Genomic DNA, 13,547 nt, shown 5'->3' on the forward strand with positions numbered 1-13,547 from the left:
AAGACGCGAACCTTGTCCGAAATATCGAACGTGAAGGACAGCCTGTGACGACCGATGCCTCTCCCACGGCGGCCCGGCGACCCGGCGAGCGGGCGCTCGCCGCGCTGGGCCTGGGCGCGCCCGCCCTCTCGCCCGCCGACACCTCGCCGCACACCTTCCCGGGAGGCGGCCGCTGGCGCACCGAGGTGCCCTCCGTCGAGGGCCCCGAGGCGCTGGCCGCGGTTCTCAAGGAGTCCTCGCGGCTCGACGTGCCGATCCACCGGATCAGCCAGGGCAGCGGTGTCTGGATGCTCACCGACGCCGAGATCACCGAGATGGTCGAGGCCACCGGTGAACGCGACATCGAGCTCTGCCTGTTCACCGGCCCGCGCGGTACCTGGGACATCGGCGCCTCGGTCCGCACCGACTCGCGCGGCGGCGGGCTGCGTGCCCGCGGCCACGACGCGGTCGCCGGCTGCGTCGAGGACGCCGTCCGCGCCACCGAGCTGGGGGTGAAGTGCCTGCTCGTCGCGGACGAGGGGGTGCTGTGGACGCTGCACCGGGCGCGCACCGCGGGGATCCTCCCGGCGGACACCACCCTCAAGGTCTCGGCGCTGATCGGCCCGGTCAACCCGGCCGCGTACGCGGTGTACGAGCACCTCGGCGCCGACTCGGTCAACGTGCCGAGCGACCTGACGCTCGGCCACCTCACCGAGATCCGGCGGATCTCCGCCGCCCCCATGGACCTGTACATCGAGGCCCCCGACGACCTCGGCGGGTACGTGCGGATGTACGAGGTCGCCGAGCTGATCCGGCGCGGCGCACCGCTCTATCTGAAGTTCGGGCTGTCCAAGGCCCCCGGGATCTACCCGTACGGCACCCATCTGCGGGACCTGACCCTGAGCACCGCCCGGGAGCGCGTCCGGCGCGGCCGGCTCGCGCTCGACCTGCTCGCCCGGCACGGCGCGGACGGCGACATGGCGCCGCTCGGTTCCCGCACGCCCGGGCCGCTCCACCGCTTTCCCACCGATGTCACCCCGCTCTGACCCGCCGCACCACCCGCTGCCCTCTCTCAACGACGAGAAGAACAAGGACTGATCATCATGCGCAACCGCAGAGCCGCCATCGCCGCCATCGCCGGTGCCGCCTCCCTCGCCCTCACCCTGTCCGCCTGCGGACAGGACAGCGACGGCGGCAGTGACGACAAGGGGGGCAGCACGAAGGGCGCCACGATCGGCATCTCGATGCCGACCAAGTCGTCCGAGCGCTGGATCGCCGACGGCAACAACGTGGTCAAGAACCTCCAGTCGAAGGGCTACAAGACCAAGCTGGCGTACGGGGAGGACGACCCGGACCAGCAGGTCTCGCAGATCGAGAACATGATCACGCAGGGTGTGAAGGCGCTGATCATCGCCGCCATCGACAACAAGTCGATGAACAACGTGCTCCAGCAGGCCGCCGACGCCAAGATCCCGGTGATCTCCTACGACCGGCTGATCCTCGGCAGCAAGAACGTCAACTACTACGCGTCGTTCGACAACACCAAGGTCGGTGAGCTGCAGGGCGGTTACATCGTCGACAAGCTCGGCCTGAAGGACGGCAGCAAGAAGGGGCCGTTCAACATCGAGCTGTTCGCCGGCTCCAACGACGACAACAACACGAAGTACTTCTTCCAGGGCGCGATGAACGTCCTCCAGCCCTACATCGACAAGAAGCAGCTCGTCGTGAGGTCCGGGCAGACCAACCTCACCCAGGTCACCACGCTGCGCTGGGACGGCGGCACCGCGCAGAAGCGCATGGACGACATCCTCACCTCGTCGTACAAGAGCGAGCACGTCGACGCCGTGCTGTCGCCCTACGACGGCATCTCGATCGGCATCCTCTCGGCGCTGAAGTCGGACGACTACGGCTCCAAGAGCAAGCCGCTGCCGGTCGTCACGGGCCAGGACGCCGAACTCGCGTCGGTGAAGTCGATCATCAGGGGCGAGCAGACGCAGACCGTCTACAAGGACATCCGCAAGCTGGCGACGGTGGCCTCGAACATGGTCGACGCGGCACTCAAGGGCAAGAAGCCCGAGATCAACGACGACAAGACCTACGACAACGGCACCAAGGTCGTCCCCGCGTACCTGCTGCAGCCGGTCAGCGTCGACAAGTCCAACTACGAGAAGGAGCTCGTCACCACGGGCTACTACAAGGCCACCGACCTCAAGTAACCGCCGCCCCCTACTGATTGGAAGGCACGACCATGGCGGGACCCGTCCTGGAAATGCGCTCGATCGTCAAGACCTTTCCCGGCGTCAAGGCGCTGTCGGACGTCACTCTGACCGTCCAGCAGGGCGAGGTCCATGCCATCTGCGGGGAGAACGGCGCCGGCAAGTCGACCCTGATGAAGGTCCTCTCCGGCGTTCACCCGCACGGGAGTTACGAGGGGGACATCCTCTTCGAGTCGGAGGTCTGCACGTTCAAGGACATCAGGGCCAGTGAGCAGCACGGCATCGTGATCATCCACCAGGAACTGGCCCTGGTTCCGTACCTCTCCATCGCGGAGAACATCTTCCTCGGCAACGAACACGCCACCCGCGGACTCATCAGCTGGACCGAGACGCTGCGGCACGCGTCCGAACTGCTGCGGCGGGTCGGGCTCGACGAGAACCCGCAGACCCGCGTCGCGGACATCGGCGTGGGCAAGCAGCAGCTCGTCGAGATCGCGAAGGCGCTGTCGAAGAAGGTGAAGCTGCTCATCCTGGACGAGCCGACCGCCGCCCTCAACGACGAGGACAGCGGCAAACTCCTGGATCTCATCCTGGAGTTGAAGAACCAGGGCATGACCTCGATCATCATCTCCCACAAGCTGAACGAGATCGAGCGGGTCGCGGACTCGGTGACCATCCTGCGCGACGGGCGGACCATCGAGACGCTCGACGTGAAGGCGGCGGAGACCACCGAGGACCGGATCATCAGCGGCATGGTCGGCCGCGACCTGGAACACCGCTTCCCGGAACGGACCCCGCACCACCCCGAGGCGGGCGCCGCGCCCGCCCTGGAGATCCGCGACTGGACCGTGTTCCACCCGATCGACCAGCAGCGCAAGGTGGTCGACGACGTGTCGATCTCCGTGCGGCGCGGGGAGATCGTCGGCATCGCCGGACTCATGGGCGCCGGGCGCACCGAACTGGCGATGAACGTCTTCGGGCGCTCCTACGGCCGCTACGCCGGCGGCACGGTGCTCAGGGACGGCGAGGAGGTCCGCACGAAGACCGTGTCCCAGGCGGTCGGGCACGGGATCGCGTACGTCACCGAGGACCGCAAGCACTACGGCCTCAACCTCATCGACACGATCAACCGCAACATCACGCTCAGCTCCCTGGGCAAGGTCGCCCGGCGCGGCATCGTCGACGAGCACGAGGAGCGGCAGGTCTCCGAGGGCTTCCGCACCTCCATGAACATCAAGGCGCCGACCGTCTTCGAGCCGGTGGGCAAGCTGTCGGGCGGCAACCAGCAGAAGGTCGTCCTCAGCAAGTGGATCTTCGCGGGGCCCGAGGTGCTGATCCTGGACGAGCCGACCCGCGGGATCGACGTGGGCGCCAAGTTCGAGATCTACACGGTCATCGACCGGCTGGCGGCCGAGGGCAAGGCGGTCGTCTTCATCTCCTCCGAGCTGCCGGAGCTGCTCGGCATGTGCGACCGCATCTACACGATGGCGGCGGGACGGCTGACGGGTGAGTTCTCGCGGGCGGAGGCCTCGCAGGAATCGCTGATGCGTCAGATGACAAAGGACAAAGAGGTAAGCCGATGAGCACGGATGTGACCGCCAAGACGCCGGCCCCCGCGCCGGCCGGCAGGAGCGGCTCGGACACGGGAGAGAGCCTGCTCCGGCTGATGCTGGACGGCATGCGCCGCAACATGCGGCAGTACGGCATGCTGTTCGCCCTCGGTCTGATCGTGGTGCTGTTCGCCGTGTGGACCGACGGCGACCTGCTGCTGCCCCGCAACGTCTCCAACCTGGTGCTGCAGAACAGCTACATCCTGATCCTCGCGATCGGCATGATGCTCGTCATCATCGCCGGCCACATCGACCTCTCGGTCGGCTCGCTGACGGCGTTCGTGGGCGCGATCGGCGCCGTACTGATGGTCGACCACGACCTCTCCTGGCCGCTCGCCCTGGTGCTGTGCCTGGCCATCGGCGCGGCGGCGGGCGCCGCGCAGGGCTTCCTCATCGCGTACCTCGGCATACCGTCGTTCATCGTGACCCTCGCGGGCATGCTGACCTTCCGCGGCCTGACCGAGATCTTCCTCAAGGGCCAGACGATCGGCCCGTTCCCCGAGGGTCTGCAGAAGGTCGCCAACAGCTTCCTGCCCGAGGTCGGACCCGACACGAACTACCACAACCTCACGCTGCTGCTGGGCATCGCGCTGATCGCCTTCGTGGTGTTCCAGGAGGTCCGCGACCGCAAGCGGCAGCAGGAGTTCTCCCTCGACGTCCTGCCCCGGAACCTCTTCCTGCTCAAGCTCGTCGCGCTGATCGCGGCGGTGTTCACCGTCACCCTGCTGCTCGCCAGCTACAAGGGCGCTCCGGTGGTCCTGCTGATCCTCGGTGTCCTGGTCGCCGGCTTCGGCTACCTGATGCGCAACGCGGTCATCGGCCGGCACATCTACGCGATCGGCGGCAACCTCCCGGCGGCGAAGCTGTCGGGCGTGAAGGACAAGAAGGTCACCTTCCTGGTCTTCCTGAACATGGGCATGCTCGCTGCCCTGGCGGGTCTGGTCTTCGCCGCCCGCTTCAACGCGGCCTCGCCCAAGGCCGGTCTGAACTTCGAACTCGAAGCGATCGCGGCCTCGTTCATCGGCGGCGCGTCGATGAGCGGCGGCGTGGGCACGGTCCTCGGCGCGATCATCGGCGGTCTCGTCCTGGGCGTGCTGAACAACGGCATGAACCTCGTCGGCGTCGGCAGCGACTGGCAGCAGGTCATCAAGGGCCTGGTCCTGCTCGCGGCGGTCGGCTTCGACGTGTGGAACAAGCGCAAGGTCGGTTCGTAAGTCGGCCGGGCCCCGCCCGGCCGGGCGGGGCCCCTTCCAGTGCAGGAGCCGCACATGGACATGAGCAGACGTACGGTCATCGCAGCGGCAACGGCGGCGGGCCTCACGGCCGCCGCCGGTGCCGGAACGGCGCACGCCTCCGCGGGCGGCGGGCCCGCCAGGGAACTCTTCGGCAGACTCGCCGACGGGACGAAGGTCCACCGGTGGTCGCTGGAGAACGGCGGCACACGCCTGAAGGTCCTGTCGTACGGCGGGATCGTGCAGTCCCTGGAGATCCCCGACCGGCACGGCCGGTACCGCAACGTCGTCCTCGGCTTCGCCGGTCTCGACGACTACGTCGCGAAGAGCCCCTACTTCGGGGCGCTGATCGGCCGGTACGGCAACCGGGTGGCCAAGGGGCGGTTCACGCTCGACGGCACCACCCACCAGCTCTCCGTCAACGACGGCGTCAACAGCCTGCACGGCGGCGCCCAGGGCTTCGACAAACGCGTCTGGGACGTCGCCGGCTTCACCTCCGGCACCGACGTCGGGCTCGTCCTGCGCTACACCAGTGCCGACGGCGAGATGGGCTACCCCGGCACCCTCCGGACCGAGGTCACCTACACCCTGAACCGGCACGGCGACTGGCGCGTCGACTACGAGGCGACCACCGACCGGGCCACCGTCGTCAACCTCACCAGTCACGTGTACTGGAACCTCGCCGGTGAGGGCAGCGGCTCGGTCTACGAGCACGAGCTGGAGATCGCCGCCGCCCGCTACACCCCGGTCGACGCGGGCCTCATCCCGACCGGCGAGCTGGCCCGGGTCGCGGGCACACCGTTCGACTTCCGCCGCGCCAAGACGGTCGGCGAGGACATCCGGGTGGGCCACCAGCAACTCCTGTACGGCCAGGGCATCGACCACAACTGGGTCCTCGACAAGGGGATCTCCGCCCGGCCCGAGCACATCGCGACGCTGCGCGACCCGTCCTCGGGGCGCACCCTCAGGATCTCGACGACCGAGCCGGGCCTGCAGTTCTACTCGGGCAACTTCCTGGACGGCACCCTGCTCGGCACCAGCGGTCACCTCTACCGCCAGGGCGACGCGCTGTGTCTGGAGACCCAGCACTTCCCGGACTCCCCGAACCACCCGTCGTTCCCCTCGACGGTGCTGCGACCGGGGCGGACGTACCGGACGAGCACCGTGCACACCTTCGGTCCGTGACCGGCCTTCACCACCGGTTCACCGGGTCCACACGATTTCCCGCCGATTGAACAGCGCCACCTCCGTATCCGTATGGAAGGGCGGCCCGTGCTCCCCCGCACGGGCCACCCCACGTCCGAGGGTCCGTCCTCCCCAGCGGGCCCGCCCCCTACGGAGGTTCCATGGCAGGCAATGTCACCTCGCTCTTTCGCGGCACCGCGGCGCACAGCCCGTCGATGGCCGCACTGACGCGGGAGGGTGACGGAGCCGGACCCGTGGACTTCTGCATTCCGTGCAACCCGTACTTCCCCACCCCCGCGATGTTCGACGAACTCGCGGGCCGGCTGCGGGAGATCATCACCTACTACCCGAGCAGCGCCGACACCATCACCGCCGAGCTGTGCTCGCTGCTCCAGCTCCCGCCGCAGTGCGTCGCGATGGGCAACGGCTCCACCGAGCTCATCACCTGGATCGACCACCTGCTGGTCCGCGAGTCCCTCGCCATCCCCGTCCCCACGTTCGGCCGCTGGACCGACCAGCCCATGGAGACCGGCAAGCGGGTCGACATGTTCCCGCTCCAGGAGTCCACCGGCTTCGCCCTCGACCTCGCCGCCTACGCGAAGTTCATCCGCGCCCGCGGCACCCGGGTCGCCGTCCTGTGCAACCCGAACAACCCCGACGGCGGCTTCCTGCCCCGGCAGTCCGTCATCCAGTTCATGGACGCGATGGCGGACCTGGACCTGATCGTCATCGACGAGTCGTTCCTGGAGTTCGCCGACGCCGAGTCCGAACCGAGCGTCGTCGAGGACGCGGTGATGCGGCCCAACGTCATCGTGCTGCGCAGCCTCGGCAAGAACTTCGGGCTGCACGGCATCCGCTTCGGGTACATGGTCGCGAACCCCGCGCTGGCCGGCAAGGTCCGCTCGATGCTGCCCAAGTGGAACCTCAACTCCTTCGCGGAGACCGTGGTGTTCATGCTCAAGGAGCACGGCGCCGAATACATGGAGAGCCTCCACATGGTCCGCCGCGACCGGCTCGACATGGCCCGCGAACTGGCCGCGCTGCCCGGTCTGACGGTCTATCCCTCCCAGGGCAACTTCCTCTTCGTACGCCTTCCCGTGGGCGCCGAGGGGACCGTGGTCCGGGACCGGATGCTCACCGAGCACCGCATCCTGGTCCGCGAGTGCGGCAACAAGATCGGTTCGTCCAGCCGCTTCCTGAGACTCGTGGTGCGCCCCCAGGCCGACGTGCGTCGCCTGGTGTCCGGCCTGGAGCAGGTGCTCTACGGGTCCAGGAGGGGTGCCGCCGTACCGGAGCTGAGCACAGGGACCGGCTACAGCTCGGGTACGGCGGCCGTCGACCGTCTGGTCGGCGCCACCAACGGCGCCGGGATGCAGGGGCTGGCCGCCCAGGCGGGTGCCTGGCCCGGGACGACTCCCCAGGTCCGGCCCGCGCCCGCCGCCGCGCCGGCGCCCGTCCTGCCGCCCGCTCCGCCCGTCCGGCCCGCCGCCGCCGTGATCTTCCCCGACCAGCAGCCCGCGGCGGCTCCGCCCCGCCCCGCTCCGCAGCCGTTCGCGGCCGCCGCCTACGCCGCCCCGCAGGCCGCGCCCCAGGGCGTGCCGCAGCCCGGTACCTGGCCCGCGCCGGCCCAGGGCCCGGGCGCGATGCCCGCCCAGATGCCGCCGGTCGCCATGCCCGCCCCGGCCCAGCCGGCCGGACTCCAGCCGGCCGCCGCGCAGACGGGCATGCCCGGCATGGCGAACGCCGCGTCGCTCGGCGCGCAGGGCGGGCTGACCGCCGCCCAGGTGCGCGGCAGGACCCAGCCCGAACCCCCTCCCCCGTCGCAGTCGACCGGCGGCTGGGGAGCCGTCGGCGCGATGCTCTACAACCAGGCAGGCTGAACAGGCCACCCTCGACGGGCCCTTCGGCGTCCCGCTCCGTACCACGTCCGCGCTCCGGCTCCCGGATCGCGGCCGGGGCCCGCCGACACCCTCCCGCTCCGCACCCCCCTCGACGTGCGCCGGGGCCGACACACCGCCGGAACCAAAACGCAACCGGCCGGGCCCTGTGCGCCACCCGCCTCCGGGCCTACGATCGACGCTCTTCGTCTACGCGCGTCGAGCGTGGCTGGAACAGAGGTGGTGGCCGTGCGTCGCAGTACCCGGATCCTGGTGACGGTGACAGCCGCGCTCGGCCTCACGACGAGCGCGGCCGGCTGCGGGACGGGACAGGGGACGGAGGACGCGGGGACCACCACGCTGACCGTCGTCGCGACCAACTACGGCGACAGCGTCCACAAGAACTCCCAGGGCTACTGGGACCGCGTCGGACTCGCCTTCCAGGCCGCCCACCCCGGCATCCGGGTGGTGACGACGGTCTACCCGGCCGACACCGTGGACGCGAAGGTCGCCGCGCTGGTGAAGCGCGGCAAGGCGCCCGACATCGTGCAGAGCGGCAGCTTCGCCCAGTACGCGGCCGCCGGCCGGCTCTACTCCGCCGACGAGGTGCTCTCGATCCCCGTGCAGGCCGGGTTCGTCCGCAGCCTCGCGGACGCCGGAAAGGTGAACGGCATCCAGTACGCGATGCCGTTCACCGCGAGCACCCGGCTGCTCTACTACAACAAGGACCTGTTCCGGCGGGCCGGTCTCGACGCCCCCACCACCTGGCAGGAACTCGCCGCGGACGCCCGGGCGTTGAAGGCCCAGGGCGTGAAGTACCCGATCGCGCTGCCGTTCGGGTCCGAGGAGGCCGAGGCGGAGACGCTGGGATGGCTGCTGGCGGGCGGCGGCGGCTACACCGGCGCCGCCGGCGGCTACGACTTCGTCTCCGAGGCCAACGTCTCGGCGCTCACCTGGCTCAGGACGAACCTCGTCGAGCCCGGGCTCACCGGTCCGGTGGCACCCGGCAGGCTGAACCGGAGCGCGGCGCTGGCCGCCTTCGCCGACGGCGAGGCCGGCATGGTGAACGCCCCGCTCTCACTGATGCGGCAGATCGACGACTCGTCGCAGAACGTGCCGTACGGCACCGTCGCGCTGCCCGGCAGCACCGGCAAGGAGGTGCCGACCATGGGCACCGCCGACTGGGTCGTCGCGTTCGAACAGGGCGGACACCGCGAGGAGGCCGGCGCGTTCCTCGACTTCCTGTACGGCGACAAGTACGTCCGCGAGCAGGCCACCGAGTACCAGCTGCTCCCGGTCACCGCGACGGTGGCCGCGGACCTGCGCGCCGACCGCCGCTACAGCGCCCTGTGGCACGGCCTCGACGCCCTGGACGGCATGGACCTGTACCCGCTCGCCGAGACGGACTGGTCGAGGGTGTCGGCCTCGATCCGGTCGAGGGTCGGCGCGGCCGTCGCCCCGGGCGGCGACCCGGAGGCGGTCCTGACGTCGATAGCGAGGACGGCCCGCTGAACCGGCCGGCACCCGTCCCTCCGTCCCACCCGCTCAGCCCGCTCCCCGTCACGGGTCCGCGGCCGGAAGACCGGCCGGAGACCGGCGGTCGTTAGCGTCCCGCCCGTCGGTACGACGTGCACGGCGAGCGAGGAGAAGCAGGGATGACGACGAGGGCGAAGAAGTGGCGTCTCGCGGTGGCGGCCGTCGCGGCGGGTGCCGCGGTGCTCGGGGCCGCCACGAGCGCGCAGGCGTACTCGGGGTTCACCCCCGAGAGATACCGCCAGATCCAGTTCGGCATGACGAAGGACCAGGTCTGGCAGATCGGCGGCGGCTCCCAGGCGTGCGAGACCGGCGGGCTCTTCGGGGACAGCGTGATGTGCTGGGCCGAGTCGAGCGACTACGCGCCCTACGGCGGCTTCTCGTTCACCGCGGACGGCCGGATGCGGGAGAAGCGCAGTGAGTTCCTGTTGGAGGTGAAGGCGCCGTCCGTGACGCTCGCGCAGTACGACGGGACGCGGCTCGGCATGACCGAGGCGCAGGTGTGGTCCGTCGTGTCGGAGGACTCCTGCGTCCTGCGGCGCGAGGGGTACCCGAACTGGCCGGCGACCAACGGCCACGTCGAGGAGTTCTACTGCACCGCCGCCGACGGCCTCTTCCCGCCCGACGCCCACTTCACGTTCACCGACGGCGGCCTGACCGCCCGCCGGCAGTACCACCTCTCCTGACGGTCCGGCGATTCCCGGCCTCCGGGAGGGTGCCGCGGGGCGTGCGCGGGAGAGGGGGATGCCGTCGTCCGGCGGGCGGCGGCGTCACCCCGTAACGCCCATACCGCGTAATCCCCCCGCGCCGGGAACCTCATATGACCATGAAATGACCTGCCTGTGTGGACAATGGCCGCACCCACCCCCGGGTGCTCGGGCCCGGCCCGGCCGGGGGGATCCCATCGCCGTCCCCGGGAGGACCCGCATGGTGTTGAGCAGACGTACCTTCAGCGCACTCGCCGGCACCGCCGCACTCGGATTCTCCCTCGGCGGCAGCGGCAGCGACGTGGCGAGCGCGGCCGGAAGGACGGCCCTCGCACCCACCGGACCCGCTCCGGCGCCGCCCGGGGCCGACGGCCGGAGACACACCGTCGGCTTCGACCGCTACTCGATGCTCGTGGACGGCCGGCGTCTGGTGATCTGGTCCGGCGAGGTCCACCCGTTCCGGCTGCCGAGCCCGTCCCTGTGGCGGGACGTCCTGCAGAAGCTGCGCGCCCACGGCTACAACACCGTCAGCATCTACGTCGCGTGGAACTACCACTCGCCCGCTCCGGGCACGTTCGACTTCACCGGGGTACGCGACCTCGACCTGTTCCTGCGGACCGCCGCCGAGACGGGGCTGTACGTCATCCTGCGCCCCGGCCCCTACATCAACGCCGAGGTCGACGCGGGCGGCTTCCCCGGCTGGCTGACCGCCACGCCGGGCATGGCCCGCACCTCCGACCCGACGTACCTGAAGCACGTCGACCAGTGGCTGACCGCCGTCGACCGGATCGTCTCCCGCCACCAGTACACCGACGGCGGGGGCACGGTCGTCCTCTACCAGCTGGAGAACGAGTACGACAACCACGTCACCGAGCCCGCCGGCCGCGACTACATGGCACACCTCTACGCGAAGGTCCGGGCCGACGGCATCGACGTGCCGCTCTTCCACAACGACAAGGGCCGCAACGGCCACTGGGCGCCGGGCACCTTCGACACCGGCGGCGAGCGGGGCCGCTATCTGTACGGCTTCGACGGCTACCCGTCGCCCTTCAAGACCCCGCCGGACTGGGGCCACTTCGGCATCGGCGGCACCAAGGGCGGCGCGACCGCGAGCCCCGACACCCCTGGGTTCATCCCCGAGTTCGGCGGCGGCTGGTTCGACCCGTGGGGCGGCGCCGAGTTCGACGGCAAGGGGTACGCGGAGTCCCGCCGCACCCGAGACGCCGCCTACGAACGCCGGTTCTACCTCACCAACCTCGCCAACGGCATCACCGTCCACAACGTCTACATGACCTTCGGCGGCACGTCCTGGGGCTGGCTGCCGGCCCCGATCGTCTACACCTCGTACGACTACGGGGCCGCCCTCGACGAGGGGCGGCAGCCGACCGAGAAGCTCACCCCCATGCACCAGATCGGCCAGCTGCTGCACTCCGTGCCGGAGCTGGCGAAGCTGGACCGGGCCGAGGCGATCCCGGCCGACGACCTGGGCGCCGACCTCGGCATCAAGGCCTACCACCTGGTCAACCCGGACACGAAGGCCCATGTCCACGTGCTGCGCAACGACTCGGCCGCCGAGGCGGTGGCCTCGGTGCCGCTCGCGGGGACGACCGTTCCGGTGCCGGTGCCCGGTCTCGACGCACGGCTCCTGGTCACCGGGATCTCCCTGGGGCGGCGCACCCTGCGGTACTCGACGGCCCAGCCGATGCTCCGCCTGACCGCCGGACGCCAGGACATCGCCGTGTTCACCGGCCGCTCCGGCGAATCCACCCGCACCTGCCTGGAAGCGGCGAGCGAACCGACGGTCACCGTGCTGGACGGCGCGGCACGGCACGGCTTCGAGGACGGGGTGCTGCGGATCGACGCCCGGCTGGACGGCGTCACCCGGGTCCTGGTCGAGGGCGGCGGCGTCGGTGCCCCCCTCCTGCTGCTGCTCGCCGACGACGAGAGCTCCCGCCGGCTGTGGCGGTACGACACCCCCTCGGGCCCGGTCCTGGTGCGCGGGCCGGCACTGCTGCGCACGGCGGCCCTGCGCGGCAGCACCCTCCACCTCACCGGGGACACCGTGGACGCGGCGGACCTGGAGGTGTGGGGGCCCCGCGGGACGGAGGAACTCGTCTGGAACCAGGGCACGCTGCGGACCCGTACCACCACCTCGGGAAGCCTGCGCGCCGAACAGCGGCTGCCCGGGGTGCCGTCGGTGCGACTGCCCGCCCTGACCACCTGGCGCCGGTCCGCCGAGAACCCCGAGTCCGCCGCCGACCTCGACGACTCGGCGTGGCGGGTCGCCGACCGGAGGACCACGCACAGCGTCACCCCCGTCCCCGCCGGGCAGCCGGTGCTGTTCGCCGACGACTACGGCTTCCACTACGGAGACGTCTGGTACCGGGGGCACTTCGATGACGAGGGTGCCGGGGGCGACGCCGAGTCCGTCGCGCTCTCCTATGTCGCGGGCGCCCAGGGCCTGTTGATGGCCTGGCTGGACGGCGAACCGCTGGGCACGCACCGGATGCCGGTGCCCGACAGGAAGACGGTGCGGCAGGGGACCTGGTCGGCCACCGCGACCTTCCCGGTCCGGCCGCGGCCCGGCCGCTCCCACGTGCTGTCCGTGCTGGTGCGCCGGATGCAGCACGACGAGGACGGCAGGGCAGACGACAGCCACAAGGCCGCCCGCGGACTCACGGCCGTCACCTTCGCGGGGGCGGCCCCGGCGATCGACTGGCGCATCCAGGGCGAGGGCGCGCCCGACCGGGTGCGCGGACCGCTCAACAACGGTGGCCTGCACGGAGAACGGCACGGCTGGCATCTGCCCGGGTTCGCCGACGGCGGCTGGAAGCTCGTGGACCTCCCGCGCGCCGAGAAGCGGCAGGGCGTCACCTGGTACCGCACCGGGTTCCGGCTCGCCGTCGAGAGCGGCGTGGACGCGTCGATCGGCCTCACCCTCACCGACGACCCGTCCCGTGCCTACCGCGTCCAGATCTTCCTGAACGGCTGGAACATGGGCCAGTACATCAACGACGTGGGCCCCCAGCACACGTTCGTCCTGCCCAACGGGGTGCTGCGCACCCGGGGTTCCAACACGCTGGCCCTCGCCGTGCTGTCCGACGGGACCACCCCGGCGGGTCCGGGGCGGGTGGAACTGACCCTGCTGGGCAGCGCGGCCGGCGGAGTGCCGGTGGCCCCGGTCGACTCCCCCGGCGCCGTGCGGTAG

At 70.7% G+C, this 13,547-nt stretch carries 9 protein-coding genes; all 9 read left to right on the forward strand.

Annotated features, from left to right (window positions below; translation table 11 throughout):
* The first annotated feature begins 44 nt into the window (after positions 1–44).
* Positions 45–1,025, forward strand: a complete 981-nt coding sequence (locus tag B0675_RS02690; protein WP_081217118.1) for a hypothetical protein — start codon at positions 45–47, stop codon at positions 1,023–1,025.
* Between the two features lie 57 nt (positions 1,026–1,082).
* The gene (gene chvE, locus B0675_RS02695; protein WP_179165228.1) at positions 1,083–2,195 is read left to right on the forward strand and encodes a multiple monosaccharide ABC transporter substrate-binding protein; all 1,113 of its coding nucleotides are present in this window, start codon (positions 1,083–1,085) and stop codon (positions 2,193–2,195) included.
* A gap of 32 nt (positions 2,196–2,227) precedes the next feature.
* Positions 2,228–3,778, forward strand: coding sequence for a multiple monosaccharide ABC transporter ATP-binding protein (gene mmsA, locus B0675_RS02700; protein ID WP_081217120.1), 1,551 nt, complete (start codon positions 2,228–2,230; stop codon positions 3,776–3,778).
* Positions 3,775–5,019 carry a multiple monosaccharide ABC transporter permease gene (mmsB, locus tag B0675_RS02705; protein WP_081217121.1) on the forward strand — a complete coding sequence of 415 codons (1,245 nt, stop codon included), beginning with the start codon at positions 3,775–3,777 and terminating at the stop codon, positions 5,017–5,019. Before mmsA ends, mmsB begins: the two co-directional genes overlap by 4 nt.
* A gap of 54 nt (positions 5,020–5,073) precedes the next feature.
* Positions 5,074–6,222: an aldose epimerase family protein gene (locus tag B0675_RS02710; RefSeq protein ID WP_081217122.1), complete on the forward strand. Its 1,149-nt coding sequence runs from the start codon at positions 5,074–5,076 to the stop codon at positions 6,220–6,222.
* Positions 6,223–6,383: 161 nt separating this feature from the next.
* Positions 6,384–8,102: a histidinol-phosphate transaminase gene (locus tag B0675_RS02715; protein ID WP_081217123.1), complete on the forward strand. Its 1,719-nt coding sequence runs from the start codon at positions 6,384–6,386 to the stop codon at positions 8,100–8,102.
* Between the two features lie 246 nt (positions 8,103–8,348).
* Positions 8,349–9,611, forward strand: coding sequence for an extracellular solute-binding protein (locus B0675_RS02720; protein WP_241539682.1), 1,263 nt, complete (start codon positions 8,349–8,351; stop codon positions 9,609–9,611).
* Between the two features lie 143 nt (positions 9,612–9,754).
* Positions 9,755–10,318: a BLIP family protein gene (locus B0675_RS02725; RefSeq protein WP_081217124.1), complete on the forward strand. Its 564-nt coding sequence runs from the start codon at positions 9,755–9,757 to the stop codon at positions 10,316–10,318.
* Positions 10,319–10,559: 241 nt separating this feature from the next.
* A complete protein-coding gene (locus B0675_RS02730) occupies positions 10,560–13,547 on the forward strand; it encodes a beta-galactosidase (protein WP_081217125.1) in 2,988 nt (995 codons plus the stop codon).

This window comes from Streptomyces sp. M41(2017) (assembly GCF_002078175.1).
GTDB lineage: Bacteria > Actinomycetota > Actinomycetes > Streptomycetales > Streptomycetaceae > Streptomyces.

Excerpts from the sequence above, each read along its gene's own strand:
- chvE (WP_179165228.1), top strand. The coding sequence starts at position 1,083 with ATGCGCAACCGCAGAGCCGCCATCGCCGCCATCGCCGGTGCCGCCTCC.
- mmsA (WP_081217120.1), top strand. The coding sequence starts at position 2,228 with ATGGCGGGACCCGTCCTGGAAATGCGCTCGATCGTCAAGACCTTTCCC.
- mmsB (WP_081217121.1), top strand. The coding sequence starts at position 3,775 with ATGAGCACGGATGTGACCGCCAAGACGCCGGCCCCCGCGCCGGCCGGC.
- B0675_RS02710 (WP_081217122.1), top strand. The coding sequence starts at position 5,074 with ATGGACATGAGCAGACGTACGGTCATCGCAGCGGCAACGGCGGCGGGC.
- B0675_RS02715 (WP_081217123.1), top strand. The coding sequence starts at position 6,384 with ATGGCAGGCAATGTCACCTCGCTCTTTCGCGGCACCGCGGCGCACAGC.
- B0675_RS02725 (WP_081217124.1), top strand. The coding sequence starts at position 9,755 with ATGACGACGAGGGCGAAGAAGTGGCGTCTCGCGGTGGCGGCCGTCGCG.
- B0675_RS02730 (WP_081217125.1), top strand. The coding sequence starts at position 10,560 with ATGGTGTTGAGCAGACGTACCTTCAGCGCACTCGCCGGCACCGCCGCA.